At 70.6% G+C, this 22464-nt stretch carries 24 protein-coding genes and 2 pseudogenes; 11 read left to right on the top strand and 15 right to left on the bottom strand.

The genetic code is table 11. The annotated features are described in order from the left end of the window. Nucleotides 1–8: 8 nt before the first annotated feature. From ppk2 to EDD92_RS31140, 3 genes are all read right to left on the bottom strand, one after another. Nucleotides 9–914 (bottom strand): polyphosphate kinase 2, encoded by a 906-nt coding sequence (gene ppk2, locus EDD92_RS31150; RefSeq protein WP_123967402.1) that lies wholly within the window; start codon nucleotides 912–914, stop codon nucleotides 9–11. Between the two features lie 67 nt (nucleotides 915–981). Beyond that, nucleotides 982–1215 carry a hypothetical protein gene (locus tag EDD92_RS31145; RefSeq protein ID WP_123967401.1) on the bottom strand — a complete coding sequence of 78 codons (234 nt, stop codon included), beginning with the start codon at nucleotides 1213–1215 and terminating at the stop codon, nucleotides 982–984. A gap of 19 nt (nucleotides 1216–1234) precedes the next feature. Continuing rightward, a complete protein-coding gene (locus tag EDD92_RS31140) occupies nucleotides 1235–2389 on the bottom strand; it encodes an inorganic phosphate transporter (protein WP_123967400.1) in 1155 nt (384 codons plus the stop codon). A 102-nt stretch (nucleotides 2390–2491) separates the two neighbouring features. Between EDD92_RS31140 and EDD92_RS31135 the strand changes: the two genes are divergently transcribed. From EDD92_RS31135 to EDD92_RS31125, 3 genes are read left to right on the top strand one after another with little or no spacing between them, the layout of a single operon-like run. Continuing rightward, nucleotides 2492–2884, top strand: a complete 393-nt coding sequence (locus EDD92_RS31135) for a helix-turn-helix transcriptional regulator (RefSeq protein ID WP_123967399.1) — start codon at nucleotides 2492–2494, stop codon at nucleotides 2882–2884. Between the two features lie 26 nt (nucleotides 2885–2910). Then, complete coding sequence (locus EDD92_RS31130; RefSeq protein ID WP_123967398.1) at nucleotides 2911–3324, top strand: VOC family protein; 414 nt, start codon at nucleotides 2911–2913, stop codon at nucleotides 3322–3324. Next, nucleotides 3321–4079, top strand: coding sequence for a VOC family protein (locus EDD92_RS31125; RefSeq protein WP_123967397.1), 759 nt, complete (start codon nucleotides 3321–3323; stop codon nucleotides 4077–4079). Before EDD92_RS31130 ends, EDD92_RS31125 begins: the two co-directional genes overlap by 4 nt. 264 nt (nucleotides 4080–4343) lie before the next feature. Here EDD92_RS31125 and EDD92_RS31120 read toward each other — a convergent pair whose 3' ends face one another. The 8 genes and pseudogenes from EDD92_RS31120 to EDD92_RS31080 all read right to left on the bottom strand — a co-directional run bounded on the left by EDD92_RS31120 (nucleotide 4344) and on the right by EDD92_RS31080 (nucleotide 10176). Further along, nucleotides 4344–4589, bottom strand: coding sequence for a hypothetical protein (locus EDD92_RS31120; protein WP_123967396.1), 246 nt, complete (start codon nucleotides 4587–4589; stop codon nucleotides 4344–4346). A 9-nt stretch (nucleotides 4590–4598) separates the two neighbouring features. Continuing rightward, complete coding sequence (locus EDD92_RS31115; protein ID WP_123967395.1) at nucleotides 4599–5804, bottom strand: RNA polymerase sigma factor; 1206 nt, start codon at nucleotides 5802–5804, stop codon at nucleotides 4599–4601. 6 nt (nucleotides 5805–5810) lie between these two features. Further along, nucleotides 5811–6224: a YciI family protein gene (locus EDD92_RS31110; protein WP_123967394.1), complete on the bottom strand. Its 414-nt coding sequence runs from the start codon at nucleotides 6222–6224 to the stop codon at nucleotides 5811–5813. 85 nt (nucleotides 6225–6309) lie between these two features. Further along, nucleotides 6310–6504 carry a hypothetical protein gene (locus EDD92_RS31105; RefSeq protein WP_123967393.1) on the bottom strand — a complete coding sequence of 65 codons (195 nt, stop codon included), beginning with the start codon at nucleotides 6502–6504 and terminating at the stop codon, nucleotides 6310–6312. 18 nt (nucleotides 6505–6522) lie between these two features. Then, nucleotides 6523–6657, bottom strand: a pseudogene (locus EDD92_RS51415) (dihydrofolate reductase); the annotation flags it as partial. Between the two features lie 100 nt (nucleotides 6658–6757). Then, the gene (locus EDD92_RS31090) at nucleotides 6758–7378 is read right to left on the bottom strand and encodes a GNAT family N-acetyltransferase (protein ID WP_123967392.1); all 621 of its coding nucleotides are present in this window, start codon (nucleotides 7376–7378) and stop codon (nucleotides 6758–6760) included. 192 nt (nucleotides 7379–7570) lie between these two features. Beyond that, nucleotides 7571–8656, bottom strand: coding sequence for a family 2 encapsulin nanocompartment cargo protein polyprenyl transferase (locus EDD92_RS31085; RefSeq protein WP_123967391.1), 1086 nt, complete (start codon nucleotides 8654–8656; stop codon nucleotides 7571–7573). A gap of 113 nt (nucleotides 8657–8769) precedes the next feature. After that, nucleotides 8770–10176, bottom strand: a complete 1407-nt coding sequence (locus EDD92_RS31080) for a family 2B encapsulin nanocompartment shell protein (RefSeq protein ID WP_123967390.1) — start codon at nucleotides 10174–10176, stop codon at nucleotides 8770–8772. Nucleotides 10177–10470: 294 nt separating this feature from the next. Between EDD92_RS31080 and EDD92_RS31075 the strand changes: the two genes are divergently transcribed. Both EDD92_RS31075 and EDD92_RS31070 read left to right on the top strand, forming a co-directional pair. Further along, complete coding sequence (locus EDD92_RS31075) at nucleotides 10471–11061, top strand: N-acetylmuramoyl-L-alanine amidase (RefSeq protein WP_123967389.1); 591 nt, start codon at nucleotides 10471–10473, stop codon at nucleotides 11059–11061. A gap of 144 nt (nucleotides 11062–11205) precedes the next feature. Next, the gene (locus EDD92_RS31070; RefSeq protein WP_185124178.1) at nucleotides 11206–12138 is read left to right on the top strand and encodes a 1-aminocyclopropane-1-carboxylate deaminase/D-cysteine desulfhydrase; all 933 of its coding nucleotides are present in this window, start codon (nucleotides 11206–11208) and stop codon (nucleotides 12136–12138) included. Here EDD92_RS31070 and EDD92_RS31065 read toward each other — a convergent pair. Continuing rightward, on the bottom strand, nucleotides 12111–13715 hold the full coding sequence (locus EDD92_RS31065) for a Na+/H+ antiporter (protein WP_123967388.1): 1605 nt from the start codon (nucleotides 13713–13715) through the stop codon (nucleotides 12111–12113). The genes EDD92_RS31070 and EDD92_RS31065 overlap by 28 nt on opposite strands. 62 nt (nucleotides 13716–13777) lie before the next feature. Here EDD92_RS31065 and EDD92_RS31060 point away from each other — a divergent pair, with 62 nt between their 5' ends. The 3 genes and pseudogenes from EDD92_RS31060 (at nucleotide 13778) to EDD92_RS31050 (ending at nucleotide 15854) form a co-directional block, all read left to right on the top strand. After that, entirely contained in the window at nucleotides 13778–14038 is a 261-nt protein-coding gene (locus EDD92_RS31060) for a UBP-type zinc finger domain-containing protein (protein WP_030928987.1), read from the top strand. A gap of 270 nt (nucleotides 14039–14308) precedes the next feature. Then, nucleotides 14309–14722 (top strand): anti-sigma regulatory factor, encoded by a 414-nt coding sequence (locus EDD92_RS31055; RefSeq protein ID WP_004925829.1) that lies wholly within the window; start codon nucleotides 14309–14311, stop codon nucleotides 14720–14722. A 17-nt stretch (nucleotides 14723–14739) separates the two neighbouring features. Then, nucleotides 14740–15854: pseudogene (locus tag EDD92_RS31050) on the top strand (RNA polymerase sigma factor SigF). 2 nt (nucleotides 15855–15856) lie between these two features. Here EDD92_RS31050 and EDD92_RS31045 read toward each other — a convergent pair. After that, a complete protein-coding gene (locus tag EDD92_RS31045) occupies nucleotides 15857–16306 on the bottom strand; it encodes a hypothetical protein (protein WP_123967387.1) in 450 nt (149 codons plus the stop codon). 167 nt (nucleotides 16307–16473) lie between these two features. On the opposite strand from EDD92_RS31045, the gene EDD92_RS31040 reads away from it, so the two are divergent. Together EDD92_RS31040 and EDD92_RS31035 are read left to right on the top strand one after the other, a co-directional pair. Continuing rightward, nucleotides 16474–17442, top strand: coding sequence for a diacylglycerol kinase family protein (locus EDD92_RS31040; protein ID WP_123967386.1), 969 nt, complete (start codon nucleotides 16474–16476; stop codon nucleotides 17440–17442). Between the two features lie 319 nt (nucleotides 17443–17761). Beyond that, on the top strand, nucleotides 17762–18019 hold the full coding sequence (locus EDD92_RS31035) for a WhiB family transcriptional regulator (protein ID WP_016639615.1): 258 nt from the start codon (nucleotides 17762–17764) through the stop codon (nucleotides 18017–18019). Nucleotides 18020–18212: 193 nt separating this feature from the next. On the opposite strand, the gene EDD92_RS31030 is transcribed toward EDD92_RS31035, so the two are convergent. Both EDD92_RS31030 and EDD92_RS31025 read right to left on the bottom strand, forming a co-directional pair. Beyond that, nucleotides 18213–19679: a sensor histidine kinase gene (locus EDD92_RS31030; protein WP_123970627.1), complete on the bottom strand. Its 1467-nt coding sequence runs from the start codon at nucleotides 19677–19679 to the stop codon at nucleotides 18213–18215. A 540-nt stretch (nucleotides 19680–20219) separates the two neighbouring features. Further along, nucleotides 20220–21290 carry an SIS domain-containing protein gene (locus EDD92_RS31025; RefSeq protein WP_123967385.1) on the bottom strand — a complete coding sequence of 357 codons (1071 nt, stop codon included), beginning with the start codon at nucleotides 21288–21290 and terminating at the stop codon, nucleotides 20220–20222. 234 nt (nucleotides 21291–21524) lie between these two features. On the opposite strand from EDD92_RS31025, the gene nagB reads away from it, so the two are divergent. Next, the gene (gene nagB, locus EDD92_RS31020; protein ID WP_123967384.1) at nucleotides 21525–22310 is read left to right on the top strand and encodes a glucosamine-6-phosphate deaminase; all 786 of its coding nucleotides are present in this window, start codon (nucleotides 21525–21527) and stop codon (nucleotides 22308–22310) included. Nucleotides 22311–22464: the final 154 nt, after the last annotated feature.

Raw genomic sequence — 22464 nt, 5'->3', positions numbered from 1 at the left:
TGACATGCCTACCGACCGTCGGCCAGCCCCCCGTGATCGTCCTCCCCGGCCTCCAGCAGCCCCGCGGCCGCCCCCACGATCCGCGGATCGGGGCTGCCGACGACCTCCTCGTCCTTGCCGGTGTAGTCGAAGCGGGCGAGCACACTGCGCATGGCCTCGACGCGGGCCCGTTTCTTGTCGTTGCTCTTGACCACCGTCCAGGGCGCGTGCTCCGTGTCCGTCTCGCGGAACATGGCGACCTTCGCGGCGGTGTAGTCGTCCCAGCGGTCCAGGGAGGCCAGGTCCATCGGGCTGAGCTTCCACTGCCGTACGGGGTCGACCTGACGGATGGTGAAGCGGGTGCGCTGTTCGCCCTGGGAGACCGAGAACCAGAACTTGATCAGGTCGACACCGTCGTCCGCCAGCATCCGCTCGAACAGCGGGGCCTGGCGCATGAAGCGCCGGTACTCGTCGTCCGAGCAGAACCCCATGACCCGCTCGACGCCCGCCCGGTTGTACCAGGAGCGGTCGAACAGCACGATCTCGCCCGCGGTCGGCAGGTGTTCGACGTAGCGCTGGAAGTACCACTGCCCGCGCTCGCGTTCGGTCGGCTTCTCCAGCGCCACCACCCGGGCCCCGCGCGGGTTGAGGTGCTCGGTGAAGCGTTTGATGGTGCCGCCCTTGCCGGCCGCGTCCCGGCCCTCGAAGACGATGACGAGCCGGCGCCCGGTCTCCTTGATCCAGCTCTGCAGCTTCAGCAGCTCGATCTGCTGGAGCCGCTTGTGCCAGTCGTACTCCTTGCGCTCCATGCGCTGCCCGTACGGGTAGTTCTCCCGCCAGGTGTCGATCGGGCTGCCGTCCGGGCGGATGAGCACCGGGTCGTCGGGGTCGGTGTAGTCGACCTTCAGGTCGGCCAGCAGGGGTGGCGTCGTCATCCCGATGTCCTTCCGAGTCCTTCCGATGTCCTGCTGATGCGCTTCCGGCTGATGTGCCTTCCGGCGCTCAGTGGAACTGCGGCACGATCAGATAGATCCCGTACGCCACCACGGCCGCGCAGGCGAGGAAGCACAGGCCGGCCTGGGCGAGGCCGATGGAGGAGGTCCCGCCGCCATCCTCGCGTGCCCCCTCGAAGCGGGCGAGGCCGAGTACGCCGAGGGCGAAGACGACGACCACGGCGACGGTGACGCCGATGCTCACCGCGGTGACCTGGCCGAGTGCGTTCCAGTCGAGGCTCATTCTGCGAACTCCCCGTGTTTCAGGCGGCCGTGCCGACGTGGGCCGGCGGTGCGGTGCGGACGGCGACCTCGTGGTGGTCGTTGACGTTGTTGGCGTGTACCGGGTTGCGGCGCGAGACGACGACGATGCCGGCGGCCACGGCGGCGCCGACCAGCGCGACGACGACCGTGCCGAAGTTGCCGCCGTGCTTGACCGCGGCCGCGGAGATGCCGCCGACCAGCGCGGCCGAGGGCAGCGTGATCAGCCAGGCGGCGACCATGCGGCCCGCGACGCCCCAGCGGACCTCCGCGAGGCGCCGGCCCAGGCCCGCGCCGAGGATGGAGCCCGAGGCGACCTGCGTGGTGGACAGGGCGAAGCCGAGGTGGGCGGAGGTGAGGATGACGGCCGTGGAGGCCGTCTCGGCGGCGAAGCCCTGCGGGGACTGGATCTCCGTCAGGCCCTTGCCCATGGTGCGGATGATCCGCCAGCCGCCCAGATAGGTGCCGAGGCCGATGGCGAGACCGGCGGAGGCGATCACCCAGACCGGCGGGCCGGCGTCGTGGCCGAGGGCGCCCGCGGAGATCAGGGTCAGCGTGATGATGCCCATGGTCTTCTGCGCGTCGTTGGTGCCGTGGGCGAGCGAGACCAGCGAGGCCGAGGCGATCTGGCCGAGGCGGAAGCCCTTGGTGACGGAGTCCTTGCGGCCGCGGGCGGTGAGCTTGTAGGCGAGGTAGGTGGCGAGCAGGGCGGCGACACCGGCGACGACCGGCGAGGCCACCGCCGGGATCAGCACCTTCTCGACAACCTTGTCGAAGTGCACGCCGTTCGAGCCCGCACCCACCCACACAGCGCCGATCAGGCCGCCGAACAGGGCGTGCGAGGAGCTGGACGGCAGCCCGACCAGCCAGGTCAGCAGATTCCACAGGATTGCCCCGACCAGCCCGGCGAAGATCATTCCCGGACTGACGAGGGTGTCGTCGACTATTCCCCCCGAGATCGTCTTGGCGACCTCCGTCGACAGAAAGGCTCCGGCGATGTTGAGGACTCCGCTCACGAGCACCGCTGTTCTCGGCTTGAGCGCGCCGGTGGCGATGGAGGTGGCCATCGCGTTGGCGGTGTCGTGGAATCCGTTGGTGAAGTCGAACGCCAGGGCCGTGACGATGACTACCGCCACGAGGAACGTGATGTGGTCCATTCCCTTATGGGAACAAGCGCTTTCATACAGCAGGCGAACTGAAGGCAAAGCCCACGCCAGAACCCAGCGCCCAGCCGGTGAGGGTCGTGCGATGCTGACGTGGTGAATCGTGAGGATCTGGTACGACTGCGCAAGGCACGCGACCGCATGGACCGCGAGTACGCCGAGCCCCTCGATGTGGCCGCCCTCGCGAGCACCGCCCTGATGTCGCCGGGGCACTTCCAGCGCAGCTTCCGCGAGGCGTACGGCGAGACCCCGTACGGCTATCTCATGACGCGCCGCGTCGAACGCGCCAAGACCCTGCTGCGCCGCGGCGACCTCACCGTCACCGAGGTCTGCATGGCGGTGGGCTGTACCTCGCTGGGCTCCTTCAGCGCCCGTTTCACCGAGCTGGTGGGCGAGACGCCGAGCTCCTACCGGGCCCGCTCGCACGAGGAGAGCGCGGAGATCCCGCCCTGCGTGGTGCGGGCGTACACGCGTCCCAGACGGACGTGAGGCCGTATCGACCTTAGGTTGGACCCATGGACCTGAAACTGAACAACTGTTTCATCGCCGTCGACGACCACGACAAGGCGATCGCCTTCTACTGCGACGTCCTGGGCCTGGAGATCCGCAACGACGTCAAGTACGAGGGAATGCGCTGGACGACCGTCGGGTCGCCGCTGCAGCCGGACGTGTCGATCGTCCTGGAGCCGCCCGCGGCCAACCCCGACCTCTCCCCCGCCGACCGCGACGCGATGGAGCAGCTCCTGGCCAAGGGCGTGCTGCGCGGGGTCAACTTCACCACCGAGGACTGCGACGCCCTCTTCGCCCGCGTCCAGGAGTCCGGCGCCGAAGTGCTCCAGGAACCGACGGACATGCCGTACGGGGTCCGGGACTGCGCGTTCCGGGATCCGGCGGGGAACATGCTGCGGTTCATGGAGCGGAAGGGATGAGCCGACAGGTCCGGTGGACCTATGCCTTCGTGGACCGGCCGGCCGGACTCCTCGCGTCCGCCTGCGAGTTCTGGACGGCCGTCACGGACACGCGTCTGTCCGGACTCCGGGGCGGGAACAAGGAGTTCACGACCCTTCTGCACGAGGGGGCCGACGCCTGCGTCAAGGTGCAGGGGGTGGCCTCGGGTCCGGGCGGCGCGCATCTGGACTTCCCGGTCGCCGACGTACGGGAGTTCATGCGGTCGGCGGTGGCTCTCGGGGCCGAGGTCGTCGCCGATCACGGGACGTGGGCCGTGCTGCGGTCGCCCGCAGGACAGCAGCTGTGCACCATGCCGTGGCGCGCGGAGACGACGCGCCCGCCCGTGGTGCGGGGCAGCCGCCTCGACCAGGTCTGCGTCGACATCGCGCCTTCCGCATACGACGCCGAAGTCGCCTTCTGGAGCGCCCTGTTGCCCGAGTGGCAGTCGCGGCCGGGCTCGCTCCCCGAGTTCCATGTGCTCACGCCGCCGGCGGGCCTCCCGATCCGCATCCTCCTCCAGCGCCTCGGCGAGGAACGCCCCACCACCGCCTACCTGGACCTGGCCTGCACCGACATCGAGGCGACCCGCGCCGCCCACGAACGTCTCGGTGCGCAGCCGGTCGCCCTCGGGACGCACTGGACGGTGATGCAGGATCCGGCGGGCGGCACGTACTGCCTGACGGGACGCGATCCGGAGACGGGCGGGTTGCCGGCGCAGGAGGGCCGGGGCTCCTGAACGGGTGGCGCGAATTCCGCTGCGGGTGGGGCGAATTCCCCTGCGGGTCAGGCGGAGCCCGCTGCGGGTCGGGCCAACTCCGCTGCGGGTCGGCCGCGCCCTGAAGGGGCGCGGGGCTGTGTTGAATATGCGGCTACCGCCGCGTGGGCGCGACCAGCCACGACGAGCCCGCTGACGACCAACGGCCAGTCGCGGCACTCGCTGCGGAACGCTCGGGGCCGCGGAACGCTCGGGGCCTGCAGATCAGCTCGGCGTCGCGGGCCCTCAGGGCCAGGCATGGACGCACGCAACGGCCGTGGCCTCGTCGTCGTGCGGGCACTCGGTGGCATTCAGCAGCGGGGCGGCCGGCTCCTCGGAGGGATCTGCCCGTTCCCAGCCGACCGGCGGCCGCGGTTCCGCGGAGTCCTGCAGCCAGAGGGTGAGCCCTCCCCCGACGGCCACGGCAATCGCCCACACCACCACGGCCCACCGCCACGCACGGCGGCGCGATGCCCTCAACTCGCCTGTCATGGGGTCACGTTACGACCTCAGCCGGGCCGCCCGCCCCTGCAGATAGCGCTGTTCGGGCAGGCTCAGGGTCTTGGCAGCCGCCGACTCGTAGGCGGAGCGGGCCTCCTCGTAGGCCCCCGCGCGCTCCAGGAGGTGGCCGCGGACCGCGTCGAGGCGGTGGCCCAACCCGGGTTCCAGCAGGTCGAGTTCGGCGAGCCCGGCCTCCGGGCCGTGCACCATGGCGACGGCCACGGCGCGGTTGAGGCGTTCGACAGGGCCCGGGACCAGGCGCACCAGCACCTCGTACAGACCGAGGATCTCCTCCCAGTCGGTCGCCCGGGCGGACGGCGCCTCGTCGTGTACGGCGGCGATGGCCGCACGCACCTGGTAGGGGCCCGCGCAGCCCCGGGACAGCGCCCGGGTGACCAGGGCGACGCCCTCCTCGATCGCGGCCTTGTCCCAGCGGGCGCGGTCCTGTTCGTCGAGGGAGACGAGCTCGCCGTGCGGTCCGGTGCGGGCGTCGCGGCGGGCGTCGGTGAGGAGCATCAGGGCCAGCAGGCCGGCCACTTCGCCGTCGTCGGGCAGCAGGCGGTGGACGGTACGGGCCAGCCGGATCGCCTCGCCGGCCAGTTCGCGGCGCTGCAGGACCGCTCCGGACGTCGCCGTATAGCCCTCGTTGAAGATCAGGTAGAGGGTGTGCAGGACGGCGGGGAGCCGCATCTCCCACTGGTCCGGCCGTCCGAAGCGCACGCCCCGCACCTTCTGCTTGGCCCTGCTGATGCGCTGGGCCATCGTCGCCTCGGGCACCAGATACGCGCGGGCGATCTCGGCCGTCGTCAGACCGCCGACCGCCCGCAGGGTGAGCGCGATCTGGGCCGGCGGGGTGAGGTCCGGGTGGCAGCACAGGAAGAGCAGCGTGAGGGCGTCGTCCTCGCGGGGCGCCCGGTCCGGTCCGCTCGCGAGCCGTGAGGCCAGCGCCGCCGCCCTCTCCTCCCGCGCCCGCCGGGCCTGCTCCGACCGCAGCGCGTCCGTCAGCCGCCGCGAGGCCACCTTGATCAGCCAGCCGCGCGGGTTGTCCGGCACACCCGCCGAGGGCCACTGCCCGGCCGCGGCCAGCAGTGCCTCCTGTACGGCGTCCTCGGCGGCGTCGAAGTGCCCGTACCGCCGGACCAGCGCGCCGAGGACCTGCGGCGCGTGCAGGCGCAGCAGGTCCTCGACCTCGATGGTCGTGCCCATGGACGCTCAGACGTCCGCGGAGCCGTTGTCGATGGGCCGGATCACCACGGGGTAGCTGTTGGCCCCGGCGGGCTGGGGGCACTGGAGGATGCGCTCGGCGATCTCCGTGACGCGCTCCAGGCTCGCGCAGTCCAGGACCCAGTAGCCGGCCAGCAGCTCCTTGGTCTCGCTGTACGGGCCGTCGGTGATCACGGGCTTGCCGTCGTCACCGAGGCCGACGAGCCGGGTCTTCGCCGGCTCGCTCAGGCCCTGCCCGTCGATCATCTCGCCGGTCTCGGCGAGATCGTCGTTGAGGGCGCCCATGAAGGCGTACATGGCCTGCACGTCCTCCTGGCTCCAGGCCGGAGAGGTCGCGTTGGCCCTGCCCTGCATGCCCTCGTAGTCCGCCTGCGTGCACTGCACCATGACCAGGTACTTCATGACTCTGCTCCTTCGGCTCGTACCGCCCGCGGTGGCGGCTCTCACGGGGGACGTCGGAGCCGGGCCGGGATTCTCGACACGGGGCTCAGGAATTTTTCGCGGCGGGTTTTCCGGGCTCCTGGACCGGTGCGGCGCCTTCGGCGACGTACGCCTCGCACGCGGGGTTGCGGCAGGGACCCGGCACCCAGACCGGGACCCACGCGCCCAGGGTCTTGTGGCGCTTGACGACCGTTTCCACTGGCTGTCCGCAGACCGGACAGACGCTTTCTGAGCTGTCCATGCCCTCAGCGTAGGCCGGTCAGCGCCGGCGCGCGTATGTGCGGAGGAGGACGCCGTTGCCGAAGGTCCGCACCGACTCCAGCGTGAAGTCGGTGACGGAGAAGCCGACGCCGAACACCGGCAGGCCCGAGCCGTACACCTGCGCGTACGTCCTGGACGGCGTGCTGCCCGGGGTCGGGGTGCCGGAGGGGCTGGTGGAGCGGATCGTGGCGACGGTCGTTCCGGAGAGGTAGCGGCCGTCCCGGAGCGGCAGGTCAGCCGCGGGGCTCCCGCCACATCGGCCACATCTGCGGGCCGTTCGGGAGGTCGAGCGGGCGGCCGGTGAGCTCGAAGCCGAGGCGCTCGTACAGCCCGCGGCTGCGGGCGCTGCTCGCCTCCAGATAGGCGGGCAGACCCTCGCGGTCACAGCGGTCGAGGACGTGCTGGACGAGCGCGCTGCCGATCCCCTCGCCCTGGTGCTCCGGAGTCACCCCGATCATCCACAGGTACTCGTGGGCGCGACCGGCAGGGTGGATCTCCGCGGTCAGCCGGCCGATCAGCTCGATGCGCTCGTTCCCGGGATCGACGGCGGCGCGCAGTCGGGCGGGCCCGTCGTCGGCCGCGTCCTCTTCGGCGTCGTGCTGTCCTGCGTCGTGCTCTTCGGCGGGCACGGACAGCCACAACGCGCACGCGCTGCCGTCCTCGGTGACGTCGATCCGCCCCTCGGCGAGCACGATCCCGGTGAAGGCGGCCATCAGCCTGTGGTGGGTCGTACGGCGGTACTCGTCCCCGGGAAAGACCCAGCCGCTGACCGGATCGTCCTGGAAGGCCTCGTCCAGCAGCCGCACGACCAGTTCTTGGTCGCCTTCGTCCGCCGTCCGGATCGCCACGCCCATGTGCCGCCCTTTCCCCTCAACCAACCTCGGCCGTACGGCTGTTGAGCCTATACGGGACTGTCCATGGGGGAGAGGCAGGCCCCGCACACCGTGGGGATGTGCGGGACCCGCCCGGCCGGAGCCTCGACGGCCGGGCGGGGTCAGGAGCCGCGCGGCCGCCCCGGTGGGCTCCGGGGTCTGTGAGGACTGCAGTCAGCTGGTGCGCCGCGTCACGAACTCCGCCAGCGCGAGCAGACCGCCTGCCGCCTCCGGGTCGGGGACCGCGCGGGCGAGCTCCTGCATCGCGCGGGCCATCCGGTCGGCGGCCTGGGCCTGAGCCCAGTCGCGCCCGCCGGCCTGCTCGACGGCGAGAGCCGTACGCGCGAGTTCCCCGTCGCCCCCTTTCCCGTACGCCACCCCGTACAGCTCGGCCAGTTCCGAGGCCGCCGGGGTGCCCGAGGTGAGCGCGGCGACCACCGGCAGGGACTTCTTGCGGGCCATCAGGTCCGCGCCGACCGGTTTTCCGGTGCGGTGCGGGTCGCCCCATATGCCGATGACGTCGTCGATGAGCTGGAAGGCGAGCCCGGCCTGGCGGCCGAACGCGTCCAGCGCCTCGACGTCCTCGTCGGACGCCCCCGCATACAGCGCGCCCAGGGCGCAGGCGCAGCCGAGCAGCGCGCCCGTCTTGGCCTCCGCCATGGTCAGCACCTCGTCGAGGGTGATCTCGGCGGGGCCGCGCCGCTCCATCTCCGTGTCCGCGTGCTGGCCCGCGCACAGCTCGACGACGCAGGCCGCGAGCCGGGCCGCGGCCGGCCCCGACGCCGGGTGCGGGTCCTCGGCGAGCAGCCCGAGGGCCAGTGCCTGCAGGGCGTCCCCGGCGAGGATCGCGTCGGCGTCGCCGAACACGCTCCACGCGGTGGGCCGGTGCCGGCGGGTGGTGTCCCGGTCCATCACGTCGTCGTGCAGCAGCGTGAAGTTGTGCACCAGCTCCACCGCCGCGGCCGCCCGCCTCGCCGCCTCGCGCGCGCCCGGGCCGCCGAGCGCGGCGGCCGCGGTGAGGACGAGCGCGGGACGGATCGCCTTGCCCGCGTTGCCCGCCGCCGGGGTGCCGTCCGCGTGCTCCCAGCCGAAGTGGTAGAGCGCGATCCGGCGCATGGAGCCGGGCAACGAGTCGATCGCCGCGCGCAGTTCGGGGTCGACGCAGGACCGGGTGCGCTCCAGGATCGCGGCCGCCTCGTGCCCGTCGAGCGGCTGCGCCCCCGTGGTGCGCTGCTTCTCCTCCGTCATGAACTCGGCCATGGGATCTCCCTCGGTCAGTTCGCGGACGGTGGCGCTTCCGCTGTGGCTGGGCGCATACGACCGGGGTGTACCCGCCCCGGAGGGCGGGGACACGGCTCCCAGGTGCAGAAACGTCACCGCCACCGGCCGATCTCGACGTTCTCCAGCACGCCGAGCGCGTCCGGCACCAGGACCGCTGCCGAGTAGTAGGCCGTCACCAGGTACTTGATGATCGCCTGTTCGTTGATGCCCATGAAGCGCACGGACAGGCTCGGCTCGATCTCGTCCGGGATGCCGGCCTGCTGCAGTCCGATGACGCCCTGCTCGGCCTCGCCGGTACGCATGGCGATGATCGAGCTCGTACGGGCCTCGGAGACCGGGATCTTGTTGCACGGGTAGATCGGCACACCGCGCCAGGTCGGGATGCGGTTGCCGGCCACCTCGATCGTCTCCGGGACGAGTCCGCGCTTGTTGAGCTCACGGCCGATAGCGGAGATCGCACGCGGGTGGGCGAGCAGCAGCTTGGTGCCGCGCCGCCGACTGAGCAGCTCGTCCAGGTCGTCGGGGCTGGGCACGCCGTCGTGCGGCTGGAGCCGCTGGTCGTACTCGCAGTTGTGCAGCAGTCCGAACTCGCGGTTGTTGACCAGTTCGTGCTCCTGACGCTCCTTCAGCGCCTCGACCGTGAGCCTGAGTTGCTGCTCGGTCTGGTTCATGGGCTGGTTGTAGAGGTCGGCCACGCGCGAGTGGATGCGCAGCACGGTCTGGGCGATGCTCAGTTCGTACTCGCGGGGCCGGGCCTCGTAGTCCACGAAGGTGTGCGGGATGTCCGGCTCGCCGCTGTGGCCGGCGGCGAGGTCGACGGCCTTCTCGCCGTACTTGTTGGTGCGCTGCTCCGGGATCGCGCGCAGCTGCTGGAGGTGCTCGCGCAGGGAGTCGCTGCGCTCCGCGACCAGTTCGACGTCCTGGCGGGAGAGGGTCAGCACCGTGCACGCGGTGTCCGCGCGGGCCGTGTACTCCCAGATGGCGTCCGGGTCGAGCAGCGCCGCGTCGCCGAAGTAGGCGCCGTCGGCGAGCACCCCGAGGACCGCGTCGTCGCCGTACGGGCCCGTGCCGATCTTCTCGACCCTGCCGTGTGCCAGCAGATACACCTCGTCGGTCTGGCTGCCGAACGAGGCGATCACACTGCCGGGCGCGAACTCCTGCTGCCGGCAGCGCTGGGCGAGCTCCGCCAGCACCTCCTCGTCCTCGTACGACCGCAGCGCGGGAAGTTCGCCCAGCTCCGCGGGGATGACCTCGACCCGGTCGCCGGTCTTCACGAACGTGATGCGGCCGTCCCCCACTGCGTAGGTCAGTCGCCGGTTGACCCGGTACGTACCACCCTGGACGTTCACCCACGGCAGTGTGCGCAGCAGCCAGCGTGAGCTGATCTCCTGCATCTGGGGTGCCGACTTGGTCGTCGTGGCCAGGTTCCGCGCGGCGGCAGTGCCGAGGCTCTGCTGCGGCTTGCCCTGCTCCGAACGGACCTCTTCGCCTACCGACATATGAGAATTGCCCTCCCGCTCCCACAGCCGGCGCGTTGTGCGCCGCTGCATCGATCTCCGCGGTGCAAGCCTTCCATCACGGAACGTGTCTGTGCTATTACCCGAAAGAGCGGGAATGGATCACCGCCCACTGGGCACAAATGGGGATCCTGTCCAAGAGCCAGGCCGCGCGGAGTGGCCGGATCCGCTCCCTCGCCGTGAACACCATGTGTGACGGCATCATTACTTTCGGTACAACCCCCTGCACAGGCGGTCGCGTCGGGCGGCCGTCGGCACGGTACGAAGGAGGCGGTCATGGCCTCACCCATGTCCGCGGGCAGTTTCCTCGACGGCCTCAGGGCGGAGGGCCTCACCGTCGTCGAGGTCGGCGACTGGGAACATCACAACCGCAACCACAAGGGGCCCTGGGGCCCGGTGCACGGCGTGATGATCCACCACACCGTCACCAGCGGCAGCGAACGCACCGTCGAGATCTGCCGGGACGGCTACGCCGGCCTGCCCGGCCCTCTCTGCCACGGCGTGATCACCAAGGACGGCACGGTCCACCTGGTGGGCTACGGCCGCGCCAACCACGCGGGCCTCGGTGACGACGACGTGCTGCGTGCGGTGATCGCCGAGAAGGCGCTCCCGCCGGACAACGAGGCGAACACCGACGGCAACCGTCACTTCTACGGCTTCGAGTGCGAGAACCTCGGCGACGGCGAGGACCCCTGGCCCCAGGCCCAGCTGGAGGCCATCGAGAAGGCCGCGGCAGCGGTGTGCCGGCACCACGGCTGGACGGAACGGTCGGTGATCGGTCACCTGGAGTGGCAGCCGGGGAAGGTGGATCCGCGGGGGTTCACGATGGCGTGGTTGCGGGAGCGGATCCACGAGCGGCTGAAGTGACGGCACCCGGCGGTGGTGCGCGCCCTGCTGGGGGCTGCTTCTTGAACTCCCCCACTCTCGGCTTCGCTCGAGCGGGGCCCCCATGACGGGCTGAAAGACCAAACCCCGGCAGGCGGAATACCCGGCCGGCGTGACAATGGTGCCGTGGTCAGCCCAGACGTCCCCGATCTCGCCGCTCTGCACCCCCGGCTGCCCTCCCCCCTGCAAGAGCTCGAGGACGACCGCTTCACCAGCCGCGGCCTGCGCCTTCTCCTCAAGCGCGACGACCTCATCCACCCCGAGCTGATCGGCAACAAGTGGCGCAAGCTGGCGCCCAATCTCGCCGCCGCGGCCGGTCGTACCGTCGTCACCTTCGGCGGTGCGTACTCCAACCATCTGCGCGCGACAGCGGCCGCGGGCCGGCTCCTCGGGCTGCCGACCGTCGGTGTGGTCCGCGGCCAGGAGCTGGCCGACCGCCCCCTCAACCCCTCCCTGGCCCGGTGCGCGGCCGACGGGATGCGGCTGCACTTCGTCGACAGGTCGACGTACCGCCGCAAGACCGAACCGGACGTCCTCGCGCGCGTGCTGCGCACGGTCGGCGCGGAGGACGCGTATGTCGTCCCGGAGGGCGGCAGCAATGCCGAGGCCGTACGCGGCTGCCGGGCGCTGGGTGAGGAGCTGCGCGGGCGGGCCGATGTCGTCGCCCTCGCCTGCGGTACTGGCGGAACGCTGGCCGGGCTGGCCGCCGGGCTCGCCCCCGGTCAGCGCGCGCTCGGCGTACCCGTCCTCAAAGGCGGCTTCCTGTCCGCCGGCACAGAGAGGCTCCAGGAGCGCGCATTCGGCGGCCGGTGCGGCGCGTGGACCCTCGACGACCGCTTCCACTTCGGCGGCTACGCGCGCGTGCCCGGCGAACTCGACGCCTTCGCCGAGGACTTCGAGGAGCGTCACGGAGTGCCCGTCGAGCGTCTCTATGTCGCCAAGTTGCTGTACGGACTTGTCACCCTGGCCGACGAGGGCGCGTTCACGCACGGGACGACCGTCGCAGCCGTCGTCACCGGGCGGCCCTTCCCTCAGGAGCCCTCCACCGTCTCCCGGTAGGCCGCCGCCTCCTCCAGGTCCAGCCTGCGCAGCAGCGTGCGCAGCATCTCGTCGTCGATGTAGCGGCCGTCCCGCAGCCTCACGAACATCGCGCGCTCGGCGCCGATCATCTCCCGGGACAGCCGGCGGTAGGTGTCGTCGACGGATTCACCGGTGACCGGGTTGGTCTGCCCGAGGCGTTCCCAGACGGCGTTGCGGCGGCGCTCCAGGACCTGGCGCAGACGGTCGGCGAGGGGCGGCGGGAGGGCGTTGCGCTCGTCGGTGAGGAGTTCGTCCAGGCGCCGCTCGGCGACCCGGGAGGCCTGCGCCTGGGCGTTGGCCTCGGCGAGGGTCTCGGCCTGTACGTCCCGGCCGGGGAACTTCAGCAGGCGGATCACCGGGGCCAGGGTGAGGCCCTGCACCACCAGGGTCCCGATGACCGTCGTGAAGGTCAGGAAGAGGATGAGGTTGCGCTGCGGGAAGGGGCCGCCGCCGTGCACGGTCAGCGGGATCGAGAAGGCAATGGCGAGGGAGACGACACCGCGCATCGCGGCCCAGGAGGTGACGATCGGCCCTCTCCAGGTGGGGTTGTCCTCGCGTTCCCTGATCCGCGCGGACAGCATGCGGGGCACGAACGTCCCCGGGTACACCCACACGAACCGGGTCACGACGACCACCAGGAAGACGGCGACCGCGTACCAGGCGGCGTCCACGCCCTCGTACTCACCGAGGCCCTTGAGGACCACGGGCAGTTGCAGGCCGATGAGGGCGAACACCGCGGACTCCAGGACGAACGCGACCACCTTCCACACCGCCTCCTCCTGGAGACGGGTGGCGAAGTCGACCTCCCACGCGCGGTGCCCGAGGTAGAGGGCGACGACCACGACGGCGAGGACACCGGAGGCATGCACCTGCTCGGCGACGGCGTAGGCGACGAACGGGATCAGCAGGGACATGGTGTTCTGCAGCAGCGCCTCCCTCACGTGCGTGCGCAGCCAGTGGATCGGCAGCATCAGAACCAGCCCGACCACCACGCCGCCGACCGCCGCCAGCAGGAACTCGCCGATCCCGCCGACCCAGGAGGCGCCCTCCCCGACGGCGGCCGCGACGGCCACCCGGTACGCGGTGATCGCGGTCGCGTCGTTCAGCAGCGACTCGCCCTGCAGGATCGTGGTGATCCGGGAGGGCAGCCCCACCCGGCGGGCGACCGCCGCCGCGGCGACCGCGTCCGTCGGCGCCACCACCGCGCCCAGCACCAGCGCCGCGGGCAGGGGCAGTCCGGGCACGACGAGATAGGCGACCCAGCCGACGACGAAGGTCGCGAACAGCACGTAGCCCACCGACAGCAGCGCCACCGGCCGCATCGTCGCGCGCAGATCGAGGTACGAGCTCTCGACGGCCTCCTTGTGCAGCAGCGGGGGCAGCACCAGCGGCAGCACGATGTCCGGGTCGAGGGTGTAGTCCGGTACCCCGGGGACGTACGAGACGGCGAGCCCCACCGCGACGAGCAGCAGCGGGGCCGGCACCGGGGTGCGCCGGGCCACGGCGGCGATCGCGGCGCTCCCCGCCACCAGCAACAGCAGTGGCATCACGTCCATCGTCCTCGCCCGCCCTCGTTTTTCCGCGCGGTCATCCGCACACCCGTCGTAATCTGGCAATCATGAAACAGTGCACGCACGCCGACGCGCTGCCCGATCCGGAACCCGGTCCACGGACCGAGACATGTCCGGAGTGTCTGGCAGCGGGCACGCACCCGGTACAACTGCGGCTGTGCCTCACCTGCGGCCACGTCGGCTGCTGCGACTCCTCGCCCGGCCGGCATGCGACGGAGCACCACAAGGACTCCGGCCACCCGATCATGCGCACATTCGAACCCGGCGAGAACTGGCGTTGGTGCTTCGTGGACCACGTTCTCGTGTGACCCTGGACAGCCGGGGGACGACCCACGATCCGGACGGTTCGACCGTCTGACGTCTGGGTACGTCAACCCGGCGCGCGTTCTTCCCAATTGGAGCCGCAGACCCCTAGACACGGAGCGTGTCCACAGTTTTACTGTGAGTGACGGCAAGGGGTTGGGGTCCCGGGGACGGGAAACTTGAGAGCGCGATAGCGTCACCGCTGAACCACACATCGCGTTATCCCGGGGGGCAACCCTCGGCCCCGAGAAGCTTGTACCACCTTGGAGGTGAGGGTGTCCCAGATCGCAGGCGAGCCCGCGACCCAGGACTTCGTGGAAGTCCGGCTGCCGGCTGCGGGTGCCTACCTGTCGGTGCTGCGTACGGCGACTGCCGGCCTCGCGGCCCGTTTGGACTTCACCCTCGACGAGATCGAGGACCTTCGCATCGCGGTGGACGAGGCCTGCGCGATCCTGCTCCAGCAGGCCGTGCCCGGCTCGGTGCTGAGCTGCGTCTTCCGGCTCGTCGACGACTCGCTCGAGGTCACCGTCTCGGCACCGACCACGGACGGCCACGCCCCCTCGCGGGACACCTTCGCCTGGACCGTCCTGTCCGCACTCGCGGGCAAGGTCTCCTCCGCCGTGGACGAGGACAAAACCGTTTCGATCAGCCTCTACAAACAGCGCGGCGCGGGACCCGGGCCGGCGTGAGGACAGGGGACGGGCCGGTGCGTGACGAAGAGCGCGGCACACGAGAGCTGCCGGCCGAGGGCGCAGACGGGTCCCGACGCATCGGGGACTCCGTGGGCGGCGCCGACGGCATCGACGGCATCCCCGAGCAGGCCCGGCCGCATCCGGAGGACGACGCCGACAGCGCAGCGGCGGCCGGCTTCCCGGAGGACGGGCAGCGGGATCGGGAAGGTGCCGTGCAGAGCACGCCTCTGGACGGACGGAACGGGGTCACCCCGGTCCGAGCGGAGGCGAGGGCTCGGAGAAGGGCGACGGGCGGGACGATGAGCGAGCACGAGCGAAACGCCGAGGGCGACGGGCAGGACGCGCAGCGCGTGCCGCAGGCCACGCAGCACGACGCACAGGACCGCAGCGGGGCGCGCAAGATGTTCATCGAGCTGCGCAGCCTGAAGGACGGCAGTCCGGAGTACGCGGAGCTGCGCAACAAGCTGGTCCGCATGCACCTGCCGCTCGTCGAGCATCTCGCGCGCCGCTTCCGCAACCGCGGCGAGCCGCTGGACGACCTCACGCAGGTCGCCACCATCGGCCTGATCAAGTCGGTCGACCGCTTCGACCCGGAGCGCGGCGTCGAGTTCTCGACGTACGCGACCCCGACGGTCGTCGGTGAGATCAAGCGCCACTTCCGCGACAAGGGCTGGGCGGTGCGCGTGCCCCGGCGCCTGCAGGAACTGCGCCTGGCTCTGACGACGGCGACCGCCGAGCTCTCCCAGCAGCACGGCCGCTCCCCCACGGTCCATGAGCTCGCCGAGAAGCTGGCGATCTCCGAGGAAGAGGTCCTGGAGGGCCTGGAGTCCGCCAACGCGTACTCCACACTCTCCCTGGACGTCCCGACACGGACGACGAGTCCCCGGCCGTGGCCGACACCCTGGGCGCCGAGGACGAGGCGCTGGAGGGCGTCGAGTACCGCGAGTCGCTCAAGCCGCTCCTGGAGGACCTCCCGCCCCGGGAGAAGCGGATCCTGCTGCTGCGTTTCTTCGGCAACATGACCCAGTCGCAGATCGCGCAGGAGGTCGGCATCTCGCAGATGCACGTGTCCCGGCTGCTGGCCCGCACACTGGCCCAGCTGCGGGAGAAGCTCCTGGTGGAGGAGTAGGACTACTGCTTGCCGTCCTGCGCACGGCCCGGGCCCTTGATCCCGAGGGCCTGGGTCGTCGCCGGATTCACCAGCAGGACCAGCGCGACGACGGCCACGACGGCGAGCGCGATGCCGGCCGGGATCGCCACGCTGTCGGCCTGCAGCAGGTTGTAGGCCACCGGCAGCGCCATGATCTGCGTGATCACGGCCGGTCCCCGGCTCCAGCTCTTCTGCTTGAGCAGCCCGCGTGCGGCCAGCAGCGGCAGCAGGGCGAGGACGACCAGCGTGATACCGCCGGTGACGGCGGACCGGCGGTCGTCCGGGGCACCCGTGAGGCCCTCCACGAGCATCCAGACGCCTCCGACGGCCAGTGCAAACCCCTCCAGCGCGGCGAGCGCCGCGGCGTACGTCAGGCGGCGCGGGCGGGGGCCGGTGTCTTCCTCGGTGGCGGGGGTCTTCTCACTGGTCACCCCTGAAGGGTAGCCCTGGGGGCGTGCGCCGCCAGGGCGAGCCCGGGGGACGCGGACCGCCGGGGCGGAGTTGAGCCGCAACCCGTGGTGAGCCTCACGCCCCCACCTCTTACCTGATCCCTACCTCGACCTGTGCCCGGTACTTCCCAGTAGGTACGCTGCAACTCATGCGTGCACTTCTCGTGGCCAATCCGGCAGCAACCACCACAAGCGCACGTACGCGCGATGTCCTGACCCATGCGCTGGCGAGCGAGATGAAGCTCGAGGCGGTCACCACGGAGTACCGCGGACACGCGCGCGACCTGGGCCGGCAGGCGGCGGAGAGCGACGACATCGACCTCGTCGTGGCCCTCGGCGGCGACGGCACGGTCAACGAGGTGGTCAACGGTCTACTGCACGCGGGCCCCGACCCGGAGGGCCTCCCCCGTCTCGCCGTGGTCCCCGGCGGCTCCACGAATGTCTTCGCCCGCGCCCTGGGCCTGCCCAACGACGCCGTCGAGGCGACCGGCGCACTGCTGGACGCCCTGCGTGAGGGCAGCGAACGTACGGTCGGCATGGGCATCGCCGAAGGCACGCCGGGCAGCGAGGACGAGGCGGTGCCGTCCCGCTGGTTCACCTTCTGCGCGGGGCTCGGCTTCGACGCGGGCGTGGTGGGGCGGGTCGAGCAGCAGCGCGAGCAGGGCAGGAAATCCACGCATGCCCTGTACCTGCGCCAGGTCGCACGCCAGTTCCTGCAGGAACCCAACCGGCGGCACGGGTCGATCACTCTGGAGCGGCCCGGCGAGGAGCCGGTGACCGATCTGGTGCTGTCGATAATCTGCAACACGTCACCGTGGACCTATCTGGGCAATCGTCCGGTGTACGCGGCGCCTAAGGCCTCGTTCGATACCGGGCTCGACCTGCTGAGTCTCAGCCGTATGTCCACGGTCTCGGCTGCCCGGTATGCCACGCAGTTGCTCACTTCGTCCCCCGAGCGCGGACCCCATGGCAAGCACGTCGTATCCCTGCACGACCTGGACCGGTTCACCTTGCATTCGAAGGTGCCCCTGCCCCTCCAGATGGACGGCGACCACCTGGGGCTGCGTACGAGCGTGACGTTCACAGGCGTACGCCGTGCACTGCGTGTGATTGTGTGAGCAGAAAGGGCTGAAGTCCTTTCACTCGAACGTTTAGGCCAGGATCCACCCCATGGAAGTACGGCTGTGACCTAGTCGACACCGAGGAATCAAAAAAAACTTTCCGGAAGGGGTTGTATCCGCCGCTGAGGTTTGCGAGTCTCTACGTGGCGATCGAGACGGCCCGCAACACCGGCCTCACCAGATCACCGGAACCCCTCTCCAAATCACAGGACCTCGCCAGGGAACCTGGCGCTCGGCCCTTCACTTGTTGAGGGATTCGTGAAAGCGTTCACATTCACAAGCAACCTGCATGTAATACCAAGGAGAGGTAGCAGCCATGGACTGGCGTCACAACGCCGTTTGCCGCGAGGAAGACCCCGAGCTCTTCTTCCCCATCGGCAACACCGGTCCTGCGCTGCTGCAGATCGAGGAAGCCAAGGCCGTCTGCCGCCGCTGCCCCGTCATGGAGCAGTGCCTGCAGTGGGCGCTCGAGTCCGGCCAGGACTCCGGCGTCTGGGGTGGTCTCAGCGAGGACGAGCGTCGCGCCATGAAGCGCCGTGCCGCCCGCAACCGGGCACGTCAGGCCTCCGCCTGACAACCCGCCCCGCAACAGCCTGAGCTTGGCGGCGCGTACAGCGAGTACGCATCTCCCGCCCCCGAGCCGCAGCGCGCAGTACCCCCGATGCGCAGCACAAGCTGGCAACGAGCATTTCAGCCCCGGACCTGGGAACGGTCCGGGGCTTCTTGCTGTGCACGGACCTGTCGTACGGCACCTCTTGTGTACGGCGCTACTTGTTCGCCCGCACCGGAACGTCCAGGATCACCCGCGTCCCCCGCTCCGGCGCCGGGACCATGTCGAACGTGCCGCCCAACTCCCCCTCCACCAGGGTCCGTACGATCTGCAGCCCCAGGTTGCCGGCGGTATGCGGGTCGAAGCCCTCGGGCAGGCCGACGCCGTCGTCCTGGACGGTGACCAGGAGGCGGGCCTCCTTTGTCGTGCCGCCGCGGACCGCCGAGACCTCGACCGTGCCGGTGTCGCCCTCGCGGAAGCCGTGTTCGAGCGCGTTCTGCAGGATTTCCGTCAGGACCATGGACAGCGGGGTGGCCACCTCGGCGTCCAGGATGCCGAAGCGGCCGCTGCGCCGGCCGGTGACCTTGCCCGGCGAGATCTCCGCGACCATGGCCAGCACCCGGTCGGCGATCTCGTCGAACTCCACGCGCTCGTCGAGGTTCTGGGAGAGCGTCTCGTGCACGATCGCGATCGATCCGACACGGCGGACGGCTTCTTCGAGGGCCTCCCGGCCGCGGTCGGACTCGATGCGCCGGGCCTGCAGGCGGAGCAGGGCCGCGACCGTCTGGAGGTTGTTCTTCACCCGGTGGTGGATCTCCCGGATGGTCGCGTCCTTGGTGATCAACTCGCGCTCGCGGCGGCGCAGTTCGGTGACGTCACGGAGCAGGACCAGCGAACCGATGCGGGTGCCCTTGGGCTTGAGCGGGATCGCGCGGAACTGGATGACCCCGTCCCTGGCCTCGATCTCGAACTCGCGGGGCGCCCAGCCGCTGGCCACCTTGGACAGCGCCTCGTCCACCGGGCCGCGGGTCGGGGCGAGTTCGGCGGTGGTCTTGCCGAGGTGCTGGCCGACGAGGTCGGAGGCGAGGCCCATGCGGTGGTACGCCGACAGCGCGTTCGGGGAGGCGTACTGGACGATGCCGTCCGCGTCGAGGCGGATCAGGCCGTCGCCGACGCGCGGCGCGGCATCCATGTCCATCTGCTGGTTCGCGAACGGGAAGGAGCCGGCCGCGATCATCTGCGCCAGGTCCGAGGCGCTCTGCAGATACGTCAGCTCGAGGCGGCTCGGGGTGCGCACGGTCAGGAGGTTGGTGTTGCGCGCGATGACGCCGAGGACGCGCCCGTCCCGTCGTACGGGGATCGACTCGACCCGGACGGGAACCTCCTCGCGCCACTCGGGATCACCCTCGCGCACGATCCGGCCTTCGTCCAGCGCCGCGTCCAGCATGGGGCGGCGGCCGCGCGGGACGAGGTGGCCGACCATGTCGTCCTGGTAGGAGGTGGGGCCGGTGTTGGGGCGCATCTGGGCGACGGAGACGTAGCGTGTGCCGTCGCGGGTGGGGACCCACAGGACGAGGTCGGCGAAGGAGAGGTCGGACAGCAGCTGCCACTCCGAGACCAGCAGATGGAGCCACTCGAGGTCGGAGTCGTCGAGGGCGGTGTGCTGGCGGACCAGTTCGTTCATGGAGGGCACGTGTGTGAGCGTACCTGGGGGTATGTGCAGGTCCTAAATACGACCTAAGGACGACCGGAGGTCCGTACAGGCCCTGAGAACACCCGCGGGCCGCGGCGCCTGGGAGGGACCCTCAACCCTCCCGGCACCGCAGCCCGGAGCAATATCGGCCGCGGGGTGTGCGGTCCCGGATGGCCGAAGGATGAGGAGCCGGGGCAGTCAGGGCAGAGAGCTCCGGATCCTCCGTCCGTCTTCCTGTGCGGGGAAGACGGAAGTCTCACTACTTCAATTGTGGACTAGACCACTGTGCGTGTCCATGCGTTGGAGCCTGTTCGTTGTTGTTATTTCCCGGACCGACTCCAACAGGTTGGACGCCCCTGGTGTCCACCACGCAGCCTAACCCGTGTGGGTTCATGTGCGGGGCCAGATGGACATGGCAATTTCCGCGAGCGCTTCCGGCTCCTCGCGACCGAGGGTGCTCATCTGGCCCTGTAGGACACGCAGGGCGTCCGGCGGGGCGGCGGGCGGCTGCCGCCGAGACCGCGGTGGGGCTCAGTGCGTCTCCGTCACCTTCGCCAGCGCGCGCGGGGCGTCGGGGTCCTGGCCGCGGGCGATGGTGATCTCGTGGGCCAGCAGCTGGAGCGGGATGATCTCCAGGATCGGCTGGACCTCCTCGGCCACGCCCTCGGTGGGCAGGACGAAGCCGGCCGAGGCCTGCTCGACCTGGTGCGCGGGGCCGACGACGAACAGGTCGGCGCCGCGGCCGCGCAGCCGGTCGAGGACGGGCTGGAGGGCCTCGCCGCCCCTGCCGTCGGTGACCACCGCGATGACCGGGGAGACGTTGTCGACCATGGCGAGGGGGCCGTGCAGGAGGTCGGCGCCGGAGTAGGAGAGGGCGGGGATGTAGCTGGTCTCCATGAGCTTGAGGGCGGCCTCCTTGGCCGTGGGGTAGCCGTAGCCGCGGGAGGTGATGACCATGCGTTCGGCGAAGCGGTAGCGGGCCGCGAGGGCGCGGATCTCGTCCTGCCGGGCGAGCAGCTGCTCGGCGAGGTCCGGCAGCACCTTCGCGGGGGCGCCGTCGCCGCCGCGCAGGCCCTCGACGAAGAGGTAGAGGGCGAGGAGGGAGGCCGTATAGGTCTTGGTCGCGGGGAGGGCCTTCTCCGGCCCGGCCATGATGTCGAGGTGGTACTCGGAGACGCCGGCCAGCGGTGAGCCGGGGTTGTTGGTCACGGCCAGGGTGATCGCACCGGCCTCGCGGGCGGCGCGGGTCGAGGCCACCAGGTCCGGGGAGCCGCCGGACTGGCTGACGGTGACGACGAGGACGTCGGTGAGGTCCGGGCGGGCGCCGTAGGCCGTGGTGGTGGACATCGAGGTGAGGCCGCAGGGCAGGCCGAGGCGGATCTCCAGGAGGTACTTGGCGTAGAGGGCGGCGTTGTCGGAGGTGCCGCGGGCGGTCAGCAGGACGAAGCGGGGTCTGCGGGCGGCGATGTCCTGGGCCACCTGCCGGATGCCGGGGGCGCCCTCCTCGAGGATGCGGCGCAGCACGGCGGGCTGCTCGGCCATCTCGCGGGCCATGATCCGGCCCGGGACGTCGGTCCGGGGGTCCGGTGTCGCGGCGGTCATGGTGGGGTCCTTCCCGGTCGGCTGCGGAGTGCTGCGAGGTGCTGCGCAGGGCAGCACCGCCCCCATTCGACTCCCCCACGGCGAATGGCGTCTGTCCTCCGCATGGAAAGACGATGACCCCACTCGACCTGGGCCACAAGGGGCGACTCTGTTAGATTGGTCTAAACCACATAGCCCGTTCCGGGTGCCGGTTGAGCCCCCCTTCGGACCGTTTCTTCAGATCGGCAGGCCAGCGTGGAAGTTGTCATCGTTCCGGACGCCAAGTCGGGCGGCGAGCTCATTGCCGAGGCCATGGCGCAGCTTCTGAGGCGCAAGCCCGCGGCGCTGCTCGGCGTGGCCACCGGCTCCACCCCGCTGCCCATCTACGAGGCGCTCGCGGCCAGGGTGCGCTCCGGTGCCGTGGACGCCTCGCGGGCGCGGATCGCGCAGCTCGACGAGTATGTGGGGCTGCCGGCCGAGCATCCGGAGTCGTACCGTTCGGTGCTCAGGCGTGAGGTGCTGGAGCCGCTCGGGATCGGGATGGACGCGTTCATGGGGCCCGACGGGACGGCCGAGGACGTGCAGTTGGCGTGCGCCGCGTACGACACGGCGTTGACCGAGGCCGGCGGGGTGGATCTGCAGTTGCTGGGGATCGGGACCGACGGGCACATCGGGTTCAATGAGCCCTGCTCCTCGTTGGCCTCGCGGACCCGGATCAAGACGCTGACCGAGCAGACCCGGGTCGACAATGCGCGGTTCTTCGACGGGGACATCGAGCAGGTGCCGCATCACGTGATCACTCAGGGGATCGGGACGATTCTTGAGGCACGGCATCTGGTGCTGCTGGCGACCGGTGAGGGGAAGGCCGACGCGGTCGCCGCCACTGTTGAGGGGCCGGTGGCTGCGGTGTGTCCTGCCTCGGCGTTGCAGATGCATGCGCATGCGACGGTGGTTGTCGATGAGGGGGCGGCTTCCAAGCTGAAGTTTGCGGATTACTTCCGGCACACGTATTCCAACAAGCCTGACTGGCAGGGGATTTAAGGGCGGTCTCGTCTGCCGGGTTCGGTTTTCTGCCGGGTGCGGGTTGATTGTGGCTGGTCGTGCCCACGCGGCGGAGCCGCATATCGATACGCCCCGCACCCCTACGGCACAACTGGCGCCGGTCCCCTTGAAAGGGGACCGGCGCCAGTTGTGC

Source organism: Streptomyces sp. TLI_185, assembly GCF_003814765.1.
Taxonomy (GTDB): Bacteria; Actinomycetota; Actinomycetes; order Streptomycetales; family Streptomycetaceae; genus Streptomyces.
The sequence above is the reverse complement of the archived record's forward strand: the minus strand, read 5'-3'. Positions and strand labels throughout refer to the sequence as shown.

Excerpts from the sequence above, each read along its gene's own strand:
- ppk2 (WP_123967402.1), bottom strand. The coding sequence starts at position 914 with ATGACGACGCCACCCCTGCTGGCCGACCTGAAGGTCGACTACACCGAC.
- EDD92_RS31145 (WP_123967401.1), bottom strand. The coding sequence starts at position 1,215 with ATGAGCCTCGACTGGAACGCACTCGGCCAGGTCACCGCGGTGAGCATC.
- EDD92_RS31140 (WP_123967400.1), bottom strand. The coding sequence starts at position 2,389 with ATGGACCACATCACGTTCCTCGTGGCGGTAGTCATCGTCACGGCCCTG.
- EDD92_RS31130 (WP_123967398.1), top strand. The coding sequence starts at position 2,911 with ATGGACCTGAAACTGAACAACTGTTTCATCGCCGTCGACGACCACGAC.
- EDD92_RS31125 (WP_123967397.1), top strand. The coding sequence starts at position 3,321 with ATGAGCCGACAGGTCCGGTGGACCTATGCCTTCGTGGACCGGCCGGCC.
- EDD92_RS31120 (WP_123967396.1), bottom strand. The coding sequence starts at position 4,589 with ATGACAGGCGAGTTGAGGGCATCGCGCCGCCGTGCGTGGCGGTGGGCC.
- EDD92_RS31115 (WP_123967395.1), bottom strand. The coding sequence starts at position 5,804 with ATGGGCACGACCATCGAGGTCGAGGACCTGCTGCGCCTGCACGCGCCG.
- EDD92_RS31110 (WP_123967394.1), bottom strand. The coding sequence starts at position 6,224 with ATGAAGTACCTGGTCATGGTGCAGTGCACGCAGGCGGACTACGAGGGC.
- EDD92_RS31105 (WP_123967393.1), bottom strand. The coding sequence starts at position 6,504 with ATGGACAGCTCAGAAAGCGTCTGTCCGGTCTGCGGACAGCCAGTGGAA.
- EDD92_RS31090 (WP_123967392.1), bottom strand. The coding sequence starts at position 7,378 with ATGGGCGTGGCGATCCGGACGGCGGACGAAGGCGACCAAGAACTGGTC.
- EDD92_RS31085 (WP_123967391.1), bottom strand. The coding sequence starts at position 8,656 with ATGGCCGAGTTCATGACGGAGGAGAAGCAGCGCACCACGGGGGCGCAG.
- EDD92_RS31080 (WP_123967390.1), bottom strand. The coding sequence starts at position 10,176 with ATGTCGGTAGGCGAAGAGGTCCGTTCGGAGCAGGGCAAGCCGCAGCAG.
- EDD92_RS31075 (WP_123967389.1), top strand. The coding sequence starts at position 10,471 with ATGGCCTCACCCATGTCCGCGGGCAGTTTCCTCGACGGCCTCAGGGCG.
- EDD92_RS31065 (WP_123967388.1), bottom strand. The coding sequence starts at position 13,715 with ATGGACGTGATGCCACTGCTGTTGCTGGTGGCGGGGAGCGCCGCGATC.
- EDD92_RS31060 (WP_030928987.1), top strand. The coding sequence starts at position 13,778 with ATGAAACAGTGCACGCACGCCGACGCGCTGCCCGATCCGGAACCCGGT.
- EDD92_RS31040 (WP_123967386.1), top strand. The coding sequence starts at position 16,474 with ATGCGTGCACTTCTCGTGGCCAATCCGGCAGCAACCACCACAAGCGCA.
- EDD92_RS31035 (WP_016639615.1), top strand. The coding sequence starts at position 17,762 with ATGGACTGGCGTCACAACGCCGTTTGCCGCGAGGAAGACCCCGAGCTC.
- EDD92_RS31030 (WP_123970627.1), bottom strand. The coding sequence starts at position 19,679 with ATGAACGAACTGGTCCGCCAGCACACCGCCCTCGACGACTCCGACCTC.
- EDD92_RS31025 (WP_123967385.1), bottom strand. The coding sequence starts at position 21,290 with ATGACCGCCGCGACACCGGACCCCCGGACCGACGTCCCGGGCCGGATC.